Origin of the sequence: Pantoea sp. ACRSC (genome assembly GCF_022346785.1) — a bacterium.
GTDB lineage: Bacteria > Pseudomonadota > Gammaproteobacteria > Enterobacterales > Enterobacteriaceae > Pantoea > Pantoea alvi.
Map to the genome: position 1 here is coordinate 14,156 of NZ_JAKRNN010000013.1, position 16,414 is coordinate 30,569.

At 58.8% G+C, this 16,414-nt stretch carries 13 protein-coding genes; 11 read left to right on the forward strand and 2 right to left on the reverse strand.

Annotation, left to right across the window (positions count from 1 at the left end; all coding sequences use genetic code 11):
* Nucleotides 1-8: 8 nt before the first annotated feature.
* Together MHZ97_RS13710 and pdxK are read right to left on the reverse strand one after the other, a co-directional pair.
* Nucleotides 9-830, reverse strand: coding sequence for a substrate-binding domain-containing protein (locus MHZ97_RS13710; RefSeq protein WP_103796149.1), 822 nt, complete (start codon nucleotides 828-830; stop codon nucleotides 9-11).
* A 60-nt stretch (nucleotides 831-890) separates the two neighbouring features.
* Nucleotides 891-1,733, reverse strand: coding sequence for a pyridoxine/pyridoxal/pyridoxamine kinase (pdxK, locus tag MHZ97_RS13715; protein WP_239315611.1), 843 nt, complete (start codon nucleotides 1,731-1,733; stop codon nucleotides 891-893).
* A gap of 470 nt (nucleotides 1,734-2,203) precedes the next feature.
* Between pdxK and otsB the strand changes: the two genes are divergently transcribed.
* The 11 genes from otsB to MHZ97_RS13770 all read left to right on the forward strand — a co-directional run bounded on the left by otsB (nucleotide 2,204) and on the right by MHZ97_RS13770 (nucleotide 16,365).
* Entirely contained in the window at nucleotides 2,204-2,983 is a 780-nt protein-coding gene (gene otsB / locus MHZ97_RS13720; RefSeq protein WP_103796147.1) for a trehalose-phosphatase, read from the forward strand.
* Nucleotides 2,984-2,988: 5 nt separating this feature from the next.
* A complete protein-coding gene (gene otsA, locus MHZ97_RS13725) occupies nucleotides 2,989-4,425 on the forward strand; it encodes an alpha,alpha-trehalose-phosphate synthase (protein WP_239315612.1) in 1,437 nt (478 codons plus the stop codon).
* A gap of 961 nt (nucleotides 4,426-5,386) precedes the next feature.
* A complete protein-coding gene (flhD, locus tag MHZ97_RS13730) occupies nucleotides 5,387-5,737 on the forward strand; it encodes a flagellar transcriptional regulator FlhD (protein ID WP_103796145.1) in 351 nt (116 codons plus the stop codon).
* A complete protein-coding gene (gene flhC, locus MHZ97_RS13735; protein ID WP_033749746.1) occupies nucleotides 5,738-6,316 on the forward strand; it encodes a flagellar transcriptional regulator FlhC in 579 nt (192 codons plus the stop codon).
* A 133-nt stretch (nucleotides 6,317-6,449) separates the two neighbouring features.
* Entirely contained in the window at nucleotides 6,450-7,337 is an 888-nt protein-coding gene (gene motA, locus MHZ97_RS13740) for a flagellar motor stator protein MotA (protein WP_103796144.1), read from the forward strand.
* Nucleotides 7,334-8,281 (forward strand): flagellar motor protein MotB, encoded by a 948-nt coding sequence (gene motB / locus MHZ97_RS13745; protein ID WP_103796143.1) that lies wholly within the window; start codon nucleotides 7,334-7,336, stop codon nucleotides 8,279-8,281. The genes motA and motB overlap by 4 nt, the downstream gene beginning before the upstream one ends.
* Before the next feature lie 10 nt (nucleotides 8,282-8,291).
* A complete protein-coding gene (gene cheA, locus MHZ97_RS13750) occupies nucleotides 8,292-10,295 on the forward strand; it encodes a chemotaxis protein CheA (protein WP_239315613.1) in 2,004 nt (667 codons plus the stop codon).
* A 22-nt stretch (nucleotides 10,296-10,317) separates the two neighbouring features.
* Complete coding sequence (cheW, locus tag MHZ97_RS13755) at nucleotides 10,318-10,815, forward strand: chemotaxis protein CheW (protein WP_081142815.1); 498 nt, start codon at nucleotides 10,318-10,320, stop codon at nucleotides 10,813-10,815.
* Nucleotides 10,816-10,972: 157 nt separating this feature from the next.
* A complete protein-coding gene (locus MHZ97_RS13760; RefSeq protein WP_239323771.1) occupies nucleotides 10,973-12,646 on the forward strand; it encodes a methyl-accepting chemotaxis protein in 1,674 nt (557 codons plus the stop codon).
* A gap of 191 nt (nucleotides 12,647-12,837) precedes the next feature.
* Nucleotides 12,838-14,496: a methyl-accepting chemotaxis protein gene (locus tag MHZ97_RS13765; RefSeq protein WP_103796140.1), complete on the forward strand. Its 1,659-nt coding sequence runs from the start codon at nucleotides 12,838-12,840 to the stop codon at nucleotides 14,494-14,496.
* A gap of 192 nt (nucleotides 14,497-14,688) precedes the next feature.
* Nucleotides 14,689-16,365, forward strand: coding sequence for a methyl-accepting chemotaxis protein (locus MHZ97_RS13770; protein WP_239314908.1), 1,677 nt, complete (start codon nucleotides 14,689-14,691; stop codon nucleotides 16,363-16,365).
* Nucleotides 16,366-16,414: the final 49 nt, after the last annotated feature.

The following is a 16,414-nucleotide window of genomic DNA, read 5'->3' on the forward strand; positions in this document are numbered from 1 at the left end:
TTTTTTTATCAGTGCCGGATGGCGCAGCCGCACTGGCCCATTTCGCCCAGTGCCGCCTTGCCCTGATGGGAGTGGCGCACCCGCAGTTCGCCGCGACGCCATGCGCCATCCTCCTGCGCGCGATTAAGCAGCAGCCGGTTTAGCGCCTCGGTTATCCGCAGCGCGTGCGGCTGCGCCCAGCTGGTCAGGTGCCAGGTCGAGGTGCCTGCCTCGTGGCAGTCGCCGAACCCTACGACGGCAACGTGCGCGCCCTGGCCAAAATCCCGCACCGCCTGCAGCGCACCGAACGCCAGCCGATCGCTATCGCAGAACAGCGCCTGAATGCGTTCCGAGGCGCGGGCGCGTTTCAGATAAGCGAGCATCGCCTGATAGCCGCTGTCGCGCTCATCGCCCGTGTCGCAAGCGATCAGCGAGTGGCCGAGGGGTTTATCCGCCGCCGCCAGAACGCTGCCAAAGCCATCAAGGCGCGCGGGATCGGCGCAGGAGGCGAGCTGCAGATAGCCGAAGCGCTGGTGGCCCTGCGCCAGCAGCAGCCGACCCATCTCTTCGCCGGCGGTAAAGCCGTCCTGATTAAGCGTATCCAGCGCAACCAGCGGAATCGGCCCGGCAGCGGCGCGAAAGGCGTCGCTAAAGCGTCCGGAAAGATGCAGCGCGGCGCTCAGCAGCGGCGCCAGCTGGCGCGCACGCTCCTCCGCGGCGGCGTCGATAAGCAGCGCCGCGCAGCCGCGCGCGTTAAGCTGCCGGTTAACCTCCTGCAGCAGCATTGCCGTCTGCGGATGGCTGAAATCATGGCTCAGCACGCCAATGGTTTTACAGGTGTTGTTATACATTCAGAAGACCCTGTTGAGGTGAGTAGAGGTCTCCTTACCATAAAGGAAGCGGCCCGCGTTTCACAGCGGCGCTGAGGTCGCCAGCTGCAGTTCGCGCCTGCCCAGCGTGCGGGTCGCCAGCACCGACTGCTGGGCGAACAGGCTCGCCTGCTCAACCGCCTGGCTGAGAGGCACGCCGCGCAGCAGACGGGCAGTCAGCTCGGCGGTAAAGAGATCGCCGGTGCCTTTAGGCGGATTATCGTAGCGCGGATGCTCGGTAATAAAGGTCTCTTGCGCCGTCACGCAAAAGACCTGCATGCTGCGACGCGTGCTGTCGTGGGTGGCACTGGTGACCACGACCCATTCGGTCTGTGCGCCGAGCAGCGAGCGCGCGGCGTCGATGATCTCATCGTCGCTCTCCAGCGGCGCGTCGCACAGGCAGCTCAGCTCAAAGCGGTTCGGCGTCAGGCCGGTCGCCAGCGGCGCAAGATGTTGACGATAGTGCATTGCCAGCTGCGGATCGACGTAGAAGCCGCTGTCGTCATCCCCCAGCACCGGATCGATAATCACTGGCATCCGGGGATTTTTCTCACGCATCAGCCGCAGCCAGCGCGCCAGCGACGCCGCCTTATCGGTGGATTTCAGATAGCCCAGCACCACGGCGCGCGCGGCACCGTCCAGATTCCGCTCCGCCAGCGCGGTCAGGTAGCCCTCAAACCAGGGCTGCGGGATCTCGCCGCCGTAGCAGCTGGCATAGTGCGGCGTGTTGCTCAGCAGCACGGTCGGCACCGCCACAACCTGTAATCCGTGGCGACGCAGGGCGGGCACGGCGATGCTGTTACCTACGCTGCCGTAAACCACCTGAGATTGTATAGATATGACGTCGATGATTTCGCCGTCTGAGGCGTCAGATACCTGAAACACAGGGCGCTCCTTATTAGCACTTTCTCGCCAGTATACCCCCTGTGCAGCGCGATGCGATCGGCGGCGGCTCGCCGCGCCGCTTCCCTTAACTGCTGCAGCCCTTGCGGGACAAAGGATGGCGCAGAGGTAAGCGAAGCGTTAAAGGCAGAATAATCTGCTAAGAACAGTCAAATAATGGTGTGCCGACTGGCAAATTCGGCCGGGCCGTCTACACTTAATCGCGACGATGTTTTCAGTCAGGTTGATATGTCTGTGATGGTTTTAAAACGTAGTGGCGTTTTATCTGAGTTAACTTGCTGGTATCCGCAGTTTTTGCCCTGCACTTTACCCCGCGTTCAGCCGTTCCGGCTGCCGATCCCGCAGACGTTCATCCTCGCGAAAACATCCTGCAATGGCGCGTTGACGAGCCAGGCCTCTGACCTGACAAGCCGCGAACCGTACGCGCCCCAATCAACTACAGGAGAAGACACGTGACCCAAGCGGCGAATGAACATGCCTCGCTTCCTGCGCTAAGCGGCGGTCTTTATGCCTTCTTTTTTGACGTAGACGGCACGCTTGCCGCTATTCAACCGCAGCCTGACGCGGTCTTTATCCCGGAAAAGATCCGTCAGCAGCTGCAGCAGCTCACCTCCCTCTGCCACGGCGCGCTGGCGCTGGTATCGGGACGGCCAATTGCCCAGCTCGACGCGCTGGCCGCGCCGTTAATCGCGCCTGCCGCGGGCGTACACGGCGCAGAGCGGCGCGATGCGCAGGGCGAGCAGCACCTTATCAGCCTGGACCCCGACGTCGCCGAGGCGTTGCGGCAGCAGCTGCAAGAGGCGATGTCGCGCTGGCCAGGTACGCTACTGGAGGCCAAAGGCATGGCCTTTGCGCTGCATTACCGCCAGGCGATGCAGCATGAGCAGGATGTGCTCAATCTGGCCGAACAGGCCGTGAAACGCTTTCCGGCGCTGGCGCTTCAGCCGGGGAAATGCGTTGTGGAGATTAAACCGCAGGGAGTCGATAAAGGCGAAGCAGTACGCGCCTTTATGCGCGAAGCACCCTTTGCCGGTCGTATCCCGGTATTTGTCGGAGACGATCTGACGGATGAGAAAGGATTTATCGCTGTAAACGCCATGCAGGGCATTTCCGTGAAGATTGGACAAGGTTCCAGTCAGGCGCGCTATCGGCTGCCAGACGTCGAGGCGGTTTACGCGTGGCTGGAGCGATTACTATTACAAATAAAACAAGACAATGTCGGTAAGGAGTAAAGGTTATGAGTCGTTTAGTGGTCGTATCTAACCGAATCGCCATTCCTGATGGGAAAAAAGCCAGCGCAGGCGGCCTCGCCGTTGGTATTCTTGACGCGCTGAAAAGCACCGGCGGCCTGTGGTTTGGCTGGAACGGGGAAATCAGCGAATTTTCCGGAGAAGAGGAAGACGAACTGGTGCAGGTAGAGCATGACGGCATCTCCTACGCCGCGCTGCCGCTGAGCCAGAACGATTACGATCTGTATTACTGCCAGTTTTCCAATACCGTTATCTGGCCCGCGTTCCACTACCGCCTTGATCTGGTCCAGTTCCAGCGCGAAGCCTGGGAGGGCTACTGCAGCGTCAATGAGATGCTGGCGCAGCGCCTGAAGCCGCTGATCAAGCCGGACGACACCCTGTGGATCCACGATTATCATCTGCTGCCGTTTGCGGCCGCGCTGCGTAAGGCGGGCATCAATAACCGCATCGGCTTCTTCCTGCATATCCCGTTCCCGACGCCGGAAATTTTCAACGCGCTGCCGCCGCATAAAGAGCTGCTGGAGATGCTGTGCGAGTACGATCTGCTGGGCTTCCAGACCGAATCGGATCGCGTCGCCTTCCTCGACTGCCTCAGCCAGCTGACGCAGCTGCAGAACAAAGGCGAGAAAAAGCATCGCGCCTTTGGCAACACCTTTATGACCGAGGTCTATCCGATCGGCATCGAGCCGGACAGCATCAAAGAGATGGCCGAAGGCCCACTGCCGCCGAAAATGGCGGCGATGAAACGCGAACTGGGCGATGCGAAAAACATTATCGCCTGTGAGCGCCTCGACTACTCGAAAGGGCTGCCGGAGCGATTCCTGGCCTATGAAGCGCTGCTGGAGAACTTCCCTGAGCATCGCGGTAAAATCCGCTATTCGCAGATTGCGCCCACCTCGCGCGGGGATGTGCAAGCCTATCAGGATATTCGTCATCAGCTGGAAACCGAGGCTGGACGCATCAACGGCAAGTACGGCACGCTGGGCTGGACGCCGCTCTACTATCTCAACCAGCATTTCGACCGCCGTCTGCTGATGAAAATCTTCCGTCTGACCGATGTCGGGCTGGTGACGCCGCTGCGCGACGGTATGAACCTGGTGGCGAAAGAGTATATTGCTGCGCAGGACCCGGACGATCCGGGCGTGCTGGTGCTGTCACGCTTTGCCGGTGCCGCCAACGAGCTGACCTCGGCGCTGATCGTCAACCCGTACGATCGTGACGAAGTGGCGGCGGCGTTGAATCAGGCGCTGACCATGCCGCGCACCGAGCGTATTTCGCGCTACAACGATATGATGGCCGTGCTGCGCAAGCATGACATCACCCACTGGCGCGAGAGCTTCCTGAAGGATTTGTGGGCGATTCCGCCCCGCAGCGAAGATCACAGCACAGTAAATAAAGTGGCGACCTTCCCGAAACTCGCCTGATTATCACGGCGGCCTGCCTGTGCGGGCCGCCGTTTTTACGCCTTTCCGCCTTTGCTCGCCTCTCTCCAGTACCGCTAAAGCGTTGGGTTGTCGCTTGACAACACCATTTGCCGTTTTATGCATCAGTCGCTAAAAAAAACGCTTTTTTTCTGCACGCAGCTCTAAAGTCTGACGCTGAACTGCCGATAGTTGTGACTCATCAAAGTGTCAAATGTACTATTCATTCATATTCCTAATGTAACATCCTGTTACATTCGCTTTCTTCTCACTTACACCCATTCTAAATCGTTAACGCTTCGTTGTTAAAACGCGACGAATATGCGCGATCGTTCTTTACGCTTCGCTTACTCACTCTAAAAAATATTTGCCCTAAGTAACTAATTTTTCAGTGGTTAACAGATCGTCGTTTCAGCATTTTGTGCTGGCTTATCGTGCCCCAGTAGCGCCTTATAGGGTGCTAAAAGGAATGTTAAAAATAATAGATCGATCGTAACACTTAGGGAAAGATACATCTGGTCCATAAGGGGAATAAGCACTTTGTTAGGACAAAATATTAATGAAACAGAGATAATTTGTGCAAAAAACAGACAATCCAAAAGCGTATCTGAAGGGTTAGCGAAAAAATTTGCCTTAAAAGTGTGACGCAGATCACACTTTATCTAAAATTTCGCCTCCCTGTCGTTGTATGTGCAAATCAGACGGGATAGATTTGCGTTGTTTTAGGAATAGTCTTAAAAGAATGTAAAAAGACGTCACGGAAGAGCGCAATAATTTAAAAAAGAATGGCCCTGGGGTTTTGACTAACACTGTAATTATGTCGTTCAGGACATGAGGCAGACTTCAGAGTACGTTTGGTTTTTGGCTGTAAATTTTTGCCATCTTTAGATTCAACAACCAGCAACCCGTAACGCAGAGGGTTTTTCTGCGATGCTCTTAAGTCGCGTCTGTCAGGATGGAAAAAATGGGTACATCTGATTTACTAAAACATATTTATGATATCAATCTGTCGTATTTACTGCTTGCACAGCGATTAATTAACCAGGAAAAAGCTTCTGCAATGTTTCGTCTTGGAATTGATGAAGAGATGGCTAACGCATTGTCGCAATTAACTCTGCCGGAAATGGTAAAGTTAGCGGAAACCAATCAGTTGGTTTGCCAGTTTCGCTTTAACGATCACGCCATTATTAATCGCCTGACGCAGGAGTCTCGCGTGGATGATTTACAACAAATCCACACGGGAATTTTATTATCCAGCCGTTTACTGCGTAATGTTTCTAAAGAAGAGACGCCGGCGAAGAAGAGGGCGATGTAAATGTCGGAAAAGAGCATTGTTCAGGAAGCGCGTGATATTCAACTCGCGATGGAGTTAATTACGCTGGGCGCGCGTTTGCAAATGCTGGAAAGCGAAACCCAGTTAAGTCGCGGCCGTCTGATTAAACTTTATAAAGAGCTGCGCGGCAGCCCGCCGCCGAAGGGCATGCTGCCTTTTTCAACCGACTGGTTTATGACGTGGGAGCAGAATATCCACGCCTCTATGTTCTGCAACGCCTGGCAGTTTATGCTGAAAACCGGCATGGCGACCGGCGTTGACGCGGTAATCAAAGCTTACCGCCTCTATCTCGAACAGTGTCCGCAATCGGACGAGGGCCCGCTGTTGGCGCTGACGCGCGCATGGACCCTGGTGCGATTCGTTGAAAGTAATATGCTGGAACTGGCCGACTGCAAAAGCTGCAACGGCAGTTTTATTAACCATGCGCATCAGCCGGTTGGCAGCTTTGTCTGCAGCCTGTGCCAGCCGCCGTCGCGCGCGGTAAAAAGACGTAAACTTTCTGCAGATTCTGCCGATACCTTTCCACAACTGCTGGATGAACAGGTTAAACACGCCGTTTAAGTTTGTTCGCATCGTGGAAAGTCATCCAGCAGCGGGTAACCCCCGCTGCTTTTTTTTTGCCCACGATTTGAATAGCGCCTGCGGCTCTCTGGCTTAACTTCCACCAACACGTTACGGACGTAAGGATGTTCTTGTGCTGATCTTATTGGGTTATATCATTGTTGTCGCATCCGTGTTGGGCGGATATGCGCTGGTGGGCGGTCATCTCGGTGCTCTTTATCAGCCTTCCGAGCTGTTAATTATCGGCGGTGCTGCCCTTGGCGCTTTTTTCGTCGGCAACAACGGTAAGTCGATTAAAAAGACGTTAAAAGCGCTGCCGAAGCTGATGCGCGGCTCAAAATATAATAAAGCCCTCTATATGGATTTGATGGCGCTGCTCTATCGCCTGATGGCCAAATCACGCCAGCAGGGCATGCTGTCGCTGGAACGCGATATTGAAGATCCCACGCAGAGCGAAATTTTTGCTAATTATCCGCGCATTCTCGCCGATAAACAGCTTGTGGATTTTATTACCGATTATTTGCGTCTGATGGTCAGCGGCAACATGAACGCCTTTGAGATTGAGGCGCTGATGGATGAAGAGATCGAGACCTACGAACATGAATGCGAAGTGCCAGCGCAGAGCTTATCTGCCGTCGGCGACGGCCTGCCTGCTTTCGGCATCGTGGCGGCGGTAATGGGCGTGGTACACGCGCTGGCATCGGCCGATCGTCCCGCCGCCGAGCTGGGCGCGCTGGTGGCACACGCGATGGTGGGGACCTTCCTTGGCATTCTGCTGGCCTACGGTTTTATTTCGCCGCTGGCGTCGGTGCTGCGTCAGAAGTGCGCTGAAACCACCAAGATGATGCAGTGCATCAAGGTAACGCTGCTCTCCAGCCTGAACGGCTATGCGCCGCAGATTGCGGTGGAGTTTGGCCGTAAGACGCTTTACTCCACCGAGCGCCCGTCGTTCAGCGAACTGGAGGAGCACGTACGTAACGCGAAGAATCCGGCGAAACAGACCTCGGACGAAAATGCATGAAGAACAGTAACCGGCCCATCATCGTCGTCAAAAAGCGCAAGCATAAAGGACACGAGGGCGGCCATGGCTCCTGGAAGATCGCCTATGCCGACTTTATGACGGCGATGATGGCCTTCTTTATGGTGATGTGGCTGATCTCTATCTCCAGCCCGCAGGAGCTGGTGCAGATCGCCGAATATTTTAAAACGCCGCTGAAGGTAGCGATGACCGGCGGCAAGCGCAGCAGCGACAGCGAAAGCCCGATCCCCGGCGGTGGCGACGATGCGACGCGCATCAAGGGAGAGGTGAAGAAAGTCGTCGATATGGATGCGCAGAAGCGCAAGCTGGACGATATTCGCCTCAATCGCCTGCGCGAAAAGCTGGACCAGCTGATTGAGGCGGATCCGCGTCTGAAGGCGCTGCGTCCGCACCTGATTATTAATATGGTGGAAGAGGGGCTGCGCATTCAGATTATCGACAGCCAGAACCGGCCGATGTTTAAGACCGGCAGCGCCGAGGTCGAACCCTATATGCGCGACATCCTGCGCGGCATTGCGCCGCTGCTAAACAATATTCCGAACCGCATCAGCCTGGCGGGCCATACCGACGACTTTCAGTACGCGAATGGCGATCGCGGCTACAGCAACTGGGAGCTTTCCGCCGATCGCGCCAACGCCTCGCGTCGCGAGCTGGTGATGGGCGGGCTCGACGGCGGCAAAGTACTGCGCGTGGTCGGCATGGCCGACACCATGAAACTGAAAAATCGCGTCGGCAACGACGCGGTTAACCGCCGCATTAGCCTGCTGGTGTTGAACCATGACACCGAAGCGGCGATTGAAAAAGAGAACGCCGAGAGCGACGCCGTCCAGGTGAGCGATCCGGCGGCAATAGAAAAGATTACCGCGCCGCCTGTGCCGCAAAGCAGCAGCCCGGTAACCACAACAGCCCCCTCACAGCCGAGGTGACCCCGTGAGCATGGACATCAGCGATTTTTACCAGACGTTTTTCGATGAGGCCGATGAGCTGTTAGCCGATATGGAGCAGCATCTGCTGGGACTCGATCCCCAGGAGCCGGACTCCGAGCAGCTAAATGCCATCTTCCGCGCCGCCCACTCGATAAAAGGCGGAGCCGGAACCTTTGGTTTTACGGTTTTGCAGGAAACAACCCACATTCTGGAAAATATTCTGGATGGTGCTCGTCGCGGCGAGATGCAGCTCAGCACCGACATCATCAACCTGTTTTTGGAAACCAAAGATATTATGCAGGAACAGCTCGATGCCTATAAAACCGCGCAGGAGCCGAACGCGGAAAGCTTTAACTACATCTGCGAAGCGCTGCGCCAGCTGGCGTTAGAGGCGAAAGGCCTGCCGGTCGCCGCGCCGGTCGTCGCCGCCGTGCCGGCGGAGCCTGCCGTGCAGAGCGCATCGGCCGCCAGCAGTGGCCTGCGCGTGAAGCTGATTGACCTGAAAGAGAAAGAGGTCGATCTGATGCTGGAGGAGCTGGGCAATCTCGGCGGCCTGAGCAACGTGGTTAAAGGCCCTAATTTCCTTGAGGCGAGCATCGACGGCGTCAGCAAAGACGATATCGTGGCGGTGCTCTGCTTTGTGATTGAAGAGGCGCAGATTCGCTTCCCGGAGGCTGACGCAGAAAGCGCGCCTGCTGTTGCAGCCGCCCCGGTCGCCGAAGCGGCGCCGGTCGTCGAGGCCGCGGCGGTGCAGAGCGCCAGCGTCAGCGAACTGCCGGTGGCGAAGCGCGAAGCCAAACGCGCCGCTGCGCCCGCTAAAAGCAGCGAATCAAGCAGCATCCGCGTTGCGGTAGAGAAGGTCGATCAGCTGATCAACCTGGTCGGCGAGCTGGTGATCACCCAGTCGATGCTGGCGCAGCGTTCGGGCGAACTCGACCCGGTGGCGCACGGCGACCTGCTGAACAGCATGGGTCAGCTGGAGCGCAACGCGCGCGACCTGCAGGAGTCGGTGATGTCGATTCGTATGATGCCGATGGAGTATGTCTTTAGCCGCTTCCCGCGCCTGGTGCGCGACCTGGCGAGCAAGCTGGGCAAAGAGGTGGAGCTGACGCTGCTCGGCAGCTCTACCGAACTCGACAAGAGCCTGATCGAACGCATTATCGATCCGTTAACGCATCTGGTACGTAACAGCCTGGATCACGGCATCGAATCGCCGGAAAAACGCCTGGCAGCAGGCAAGGTTGCCACCGGCAACCTGACGCTGTCGGCGGAACACCAGGGCGGCAATATCTGTATTGAAGTCTCTGACGACGGCGCTGGCCTGAACCGCGAGCGCATCCTCGCCAAAGCGCTCTCCTCTGGCCTGCCGGTCAGCGAAAACATGAGCGACGAAGAGGTCGGCATGCTGATCTTCGCTCCGGGCTTCTCTACCGCCGAGCAGGTAACCGACGTATCGGGCCGCGGCGTCGGCATGGATGTGGTCAAGCGAAACATTCAGGAGATGGGCGGCCACGTAGAGATCGCCTCGAAGCAGGGCAAAGGCACCACCATCCGTATCCTGCTGCCGCTGACGCTGGCTATCCTCGACGGCATGTCAGTACGCGTAGCGGACGAAGTCTTTATCCTGCCGCTCAACGCGGTAATGGAGTCCCTGCAGCCGCGCAGCGAAGAGCTGAAGCCGCTGGCGGGTGGCGAATGCGTGCTGGAAGTGCGCGGCGAATACCTGCCGCTGGTCGAGCTGTGGAATGTGTTTGACGTGCAGGGCGCGAAAACCGAGGCGACGCAGGGCATCGTGGTGATCCTGCAGAGCGCGGGCAAACGCTACGCGCTGCTGGTCGATCAGCTTATTGGCCAGCATCAGGTGGTAGTGAAAAACCTCGAGAGCAACTATCGCAAGGTGCCTGGCATCTCCGCCGCCACCATCCTCGGCGACGGCAGCGTCGCGCTGATCGTTGACGTGTCGGCGCTGCAATCGCTCAACCGTGAAAAACGTGTGGCCGGCGCGGCCGCCTGACTGATAACAAAAGGGTAGAAACATGACTGGAATGGCAACCGTGACCAAAATCGCCGGCGAAACCGTCGGCCAGGAGTTCCTGGTATTTACGCTGGGAGACGAAGAGTACGGTATCGATATTCTTAAGGTGCAGGAGATCCGCGGCTACGATCAGGTGACGCGCATCGCCAACACGCCTGAGTTTATTAAGGGCGTTACCAATCTGCGCGGCGTTATCGTGCCGATTATCGATCTGCGCGTGAAGTTCTCACAGCCGGACGTCGAGTATAACGACAACACCGTGGTGATCGTGCTGAACCTGGAGCATCGCGTGGTTGGTATCGTGGTGGACGGCGTTTCTGACGTGCTGTCGCTGACGCAGGATCAGATCCGTCCGGCGCCGGAATTCGCCGTCACCATGTCGACCGAATATCTGACCGGTCTCGGCGCGCTCGGTGAGCGTATGCTGATTCTGGTGGATATCGAGAAGCTGCTGAGCAGCGAAGAGATGGCGCTGATGGATACGCTGCGCAGCGCGTAAGCCGCTTTTTTCACGAGCCGGCATAAATCCCGGCTCGTGACTATTTCCTTTTAAAATCAAAAAGAAACCCCTTTTAATTCTCCTGCCTTGCTCTAAATATATCCAGCGCGCGGTCGATACCTGTACTGCTTGATCTTCTACTTTTCCAGGGCCTCCTATGTTAACCAAAATTCGTGTCGTCACCAGCTTGCTGCTGGTGTTACTGATGTTCGGCCTGTTCCAGGCCTTCTCCGGGGCGGTGTTTTTCTCTGCCCTGAGCGACGATAAAACCAGCTTTAACGTCTCCCAGCTCGCCGGTAAGAATCTGCAGGCGCTTAACGATGCCTATATGAGTCTGAACCAGAGCCGCGTGGTGCTGACGCGTATCCAGCTGCGTATCGCCACCAGCAAGCTGGATGGTAAGACGCCGGATATTGCAACGCTGTTCACCGACAGCGAGCAGTTCCAGAAAACAGCGGCCACCAACTTCGAGCTGTTTAAAGCCACCCCGGACACCCCTGGGCAAGACGCAGCGCTGAATGAGCGTCTGATGAATGCCTACGGCACCTATGCTGCGGCGCTGGCACAGCTGCACACTGCGCTACTGGGCAACAATCTCGACGAAGCGGGCAAAGCGCCGGTGGCGCCGAGCCAGAGTGCCTTCCTGAAAGTCTATACCGAGTGGCGCGCTAATCAGGCGCATCTGACCGAGCTGGGCGTGGAGAAAAACGCTAACGCCTATACGCGCATGATCTGGATCCTCGGAACCATTATGGTGCTGGTGGTGCTGGCTATCGCGCTCTGCTGGGTCGGCCTGCGTCGCGTGCTGATCAACCCGCTCAACGCCAGCATCACGCACATCCAGCAGATTGCGCAGGGTGACCTGACGCAGCGTATCCAGGTGGAAGGGCGTAACGAAATGAGCCAGCTGGCCGCCAGCCTGCATGAGATGCAGCAGGCGCTGGTCAGCACCGTCAGCAACGTGCGCGACGGCTCCGACGCCATCTTTACCGGCGCCAGCGAAATCTCTGCGGGCAACAACGATCTCTCCGCCCGCACTGAAGAGCAGGCGGCGTCGCTGGAGCAGACCGCCGCCAGCATGGAGCAGCTGACTGCCACCGTGAAGCAGAACGCCGAAAACGCCCGTCAGGCGTCGCAGCTGGCGCTGAGCGCCTCGGAAACCGCGCAGAAGGGCGGCAGCGTGGTGGATGGCGTGGTGAAGACCATGAGCGACATCGCCGGCAGCTCGAAGAAGATCGCTGACATTACCGGCGTTATCGACGGCATCGCTTTCCAGACCAATATCCTGGCGCTTAACGCGGCGGTGGAAGCGGCGCGCGCTGGGGAACAGGGCCGCGGCTTTGCCGTGGTGGCGGGCGAGGTGCGCAGCCTGGCACAGCGCAGCGCGCAGGCGGCGAAAGAGATTAAATCGCTGATCGAAGATTCGGTGAACCGCGTTAATACCGGCTCGCAGCTGGTGGGCACCGCGGGCGAGACCATGAGCGATATCGTCAATGCAGTCACGCGCGTCACCGACATTATGGGCGAAATCGCCTCGGCGTCGGACGAGCAGAGCCGCGGCATCGACCAGGTGGGTCAGGCGGTAACGGAGATGGATCGCGTTACCCAGCAGAACGCCTCGCTGGTGGAGGAGTCTGCGGCGGCGGCCGCCTCGCTGGAGTCACAGGCGAGTCGCCTGAGCCAGTCGGTAGCGGTCTTCAGGATCCCGCGCGCGGCAGCGGGCGGCACCCGACACGTCCAGATTGCGGCACCTGCCGTCAGCACGGCCTCTGTCGCGCCGCGTAAAGCGCTGGCCGCCCCCGGCAGCGACGCCAACTGGGAAACATTCTGATTTGGCTTGCCGCCAGCACACCCTTTAACAGGCCGGGCATCCGCCCGGCCTGTTATTTTCTCTGCACTATTCAGCAACAAACCGCACTTTTAATAACTACATAACTGTAAAAACCGTTAATCAGGCTCAAATCTGGCGGTCGCACGCCGATAGAGAGCCTGAACGTTTATTTATGACTCTCGGGAAAATATATGTTGAAACGAATCAAAGTGGTGACCAGCCTGATCGCCGTGCTGGCTATCTTTAGCCTGCTGCAGCTGACGTCGGGCGGACTGTTCTGGTCCGCCCTTCAGAAAGATAAAGACGCCTTCGCACTGGCGCAGGTCTCCACCGGCAACGTAACGGCGATGACTGACGCCTGGATCGCGCTGAACCAGACGCGCATTACCCTGAACCGCGCCATGCTGCGGCTGCAGAGCACGACGGCGACGCAGATGAACGGCGGCCCGTTAGATGACCTGGTGAAGCAGACCGAGCAGCAGCTGGCGCAGGCCGACCGCCACTTCAAGATCTATTACGATCTTCCTTCAACGCCGGGCCTTGATACCGCGCTGCGTGACCGTCTTGAAGCCGAGTACGCCCGCTATCACGACGGTCTGGCCGGTATGCTGGAACGTCTGAAGGCGCGCGATCTGCAGGGAATGTTCCGCCTGAATATTGAGCAGGCCCAGAACAGCATGCAGGACGCCTACGGCGAATGGCGTGCGAAGCAGACCATGCTCGCCGCGCAGGGCGCAGAGCAGAATCAGCGCGCCTTTACGCAGATGATGTGGCTGCTGGCGGCGATAGCGCTGCTGGTGATCGCCGTGGTGACCGCCTGCTGGTTCGGCCTGCGTCATGTACTGATCCAGCCGCTGCGCCTGCTGCTGACCCACATTCGCGCCATTGCGGCGGGCGATCTTACCCAGCCGATTGTGGTGGAAGGACGCAATGAGATGAGCCAGCTGGCAAACGGCCTGCATGAGATGCAGCAGGCGCTGGTCAGCACCGTCAGCAACGTGCGCGACGGCTCCGACGCCATTCTGAGCGGCGCCAGCGAAATTGCCGCGGGCAACAACGATCTCTCCGCCCGCACTGAAGAGCAGGCGGCGTCGCTGGAGCAGACCGCGGCCAGCATGGAGCAGCTGACGGCTACCGTGAAGCAGAACGCCGAAAACGCCCGTCAGGCGTCGCAGCTGGCGCTGAGCGCCTCGGAAACCGCCCGCAAAGGCGGCGACGTGGTGGATGGCGTGGTGAAGACCATGAGCGACATCGCCGGCAGCTCGAAGAAGATCGCTGACATTACCGGCGTTATCGACGGCATCGCTTTCCAGACCAATATCCTGGCGCTTAACGCGGCGGTGGAAGCGGCGCGCGCTGGGGAACAGGGCCGCGGCTTTGCCGTGGTGGCGGGCGAGGTGCGCAGCCTGGCACAGCGCAGCGCGCAGGCGGCGAAAGAGATTAAATCGCTGATTGAGGATTCGGTAAATCGCGTTAATGCCGGCTCGCAGCTGGTGGGCACCGCGGGCGAGACCATGAGCGAGATCGTCGGCGCGGTAACGCGCGTGACCGACATTATGGGCGAAATCGCCTCGGCGTCGGACGAGCAGAGCCGCGGCATCGACCAGGTGGGTCAGGCGGTGACGGAGATGGATCGCGTTACCCAGCAGAACGCCTCGCTGGTGGAGGAGTCCGCCTCGGCGGCCGCCTCGCTGGAAGATCAGGCGAGCCGTCTGAGCCAGTCAGTCGCGGTATTTAACATCCCTCGCGCCGCGCAGGCGGTTCGCGCGACGGGGCGCGCGGTGCCGGTTGCGCCGGTACGCAAGGCGCTGGCCGCGCCCGTAAGCGGTGATAACTGGGAAACCTTTTAACCCGTAATGCATTGCCCGCAGGGAAGCGGGCCTGTTCTGTTCGCCACGCCCGCACGCCCGCACGCCCGCACGCCAGCACGCCAACACGTCAACACGCCGCTGCATCTTTGCTGCTTGACTCCGCGTTCCCTGCATAAAGATCTCATCGCTCAGGCCGATAAAGAGTGAGTTCCGCCAACCAATGAGGTGTTTATGTTTAATCGAGTACGCGTTATTTCCGGGCTGCTGGGTGTGCTGGCGCTCTTTGTTCTGCTACAGCTGATTTCCGGAAGCGCTTTTTTCAGTACGGTGAAAGCCGACAAAGAGAATTTTGCTTATAACCAGCGTCTCGCGACGCTACAGCGGGCGATGGGCACCTCATGGGTCTCCCTGGTTCAGGCGCGCAACACCCTGAACCGCGCCGGGATCCGCTATCTGCTCGACAGCCAGCAGGCGGGTTCAGGCGCAACCGTACAGGATCTGGTGGCGCTGGCCAACCGGGAGCTGAAGGTCGCCGATCAGGGCTTCGCCGACTTCAACGCCAACCTGTCGGAAAAAGGCAAGACCGCCGAGAACGTACTGACGCTGCAGGCGAACTATAAAGCCTACCGCGACGCGCTGACCGAGCTGACCGGCTTCCTTGGCACAGGCAACTTCAAGGGGTTCGTTGACCAGCCGACGCAGAGTTTTCAGGATAAGTTTGAAAACGATTACAACGCCTGGCAGAGTCAAAACCAGCTGCTGGCGCAGCAGGGCATCGACGCCAATAACACCGCCTATCGACACGCCATTATGATGGCTGCTGGCTTGGTCATCGGCTCACTGCTCATCAGCCTGCTGGTCTGGACGGTATTGCGCAGCGCGCTGTTCGGTCCGCTGAAGCAGAGCATCGAGCATATCCGCCATATCGCACGCGGCGACCTGACGCAGCCGATTACCTGTAGCGTACGCAACGAGCTGGGCGACCTGCTTGCGGCCCTGCAGGATATGCAGCAGGAGCTGGCGCGCACCGTCAGCACCGTGCGCGACGGCGCGGACGCCATCTACACCGGCGCCAGCGAAATCGCCATCGGCAATAACGACCTCTCATCCCGCACCGAAGAGCAGGCGGCATCGCTGGAGCAGACCGCCGCCAGCATGGAGCAGCTCACCGCCACCGTGAAGCAGAACGCCGAAAACGCCCGTCAGGCGTCGCAGCTGGCGCTGAGCGCCTCGGAAACCGCGCAGAAGGGCGGCAAAGTGGTGGATGGCGTGGTGAAAACCATGAGCGACATCGCCGGCAGCTCGAAGAAGATTGCCGATATCACCAGCGTCATCGACGGCATCGCCTTCCAGACCAACATTCTGGCGCTTAACGCGGCGGTAGAAGCGGCGCGCGCTGGCGAACAGGGCCGCGGCTTCGCCGTGGTAGCGGGCGAGGTGCGCAGCCTGGCGCAGCGCAGCGCGCAGGCGGCGAAAGAGATTAAAGCCCTGATCGAGGACTCGGTGGCGCGCGTTGATACCGGCTCGGTGCTGGTAGAGAGCGCCGGCGAAACCATGAATGACATCGTCAGCGCAGTCACGCGCGTGACCGACATTATGGGCGAAATCGCCTCGGCGTCGGACGAGCAGAGCCGCGGCATCGATCAGGTCGGCCTGGCGGTAACGGAGATGGATCGCGTCACGCAGCAGAACGCCGCGCTGGTGGAAGAGTCTGCTTCAGCGGCTGCCTCGCTGGAAGATCAGGCCAGCCGACTGAAACAGGCAGTTTCTGTGTTCAATATTGGTAAAGAATTTGTCGCCCAGGCCGTTAACAGAACTACGGCGTCGAAAAGTTTACGGCTGGACGCGCCGGCTGCGGCCTCACGCGCACCGCCGGCTCGCAGCGACGACAACTGGGAAACCTTTTAATCGCCTGGATGGTCGGGCTGGCGGCAGCGCCGCCCGACACAGCAGCAGA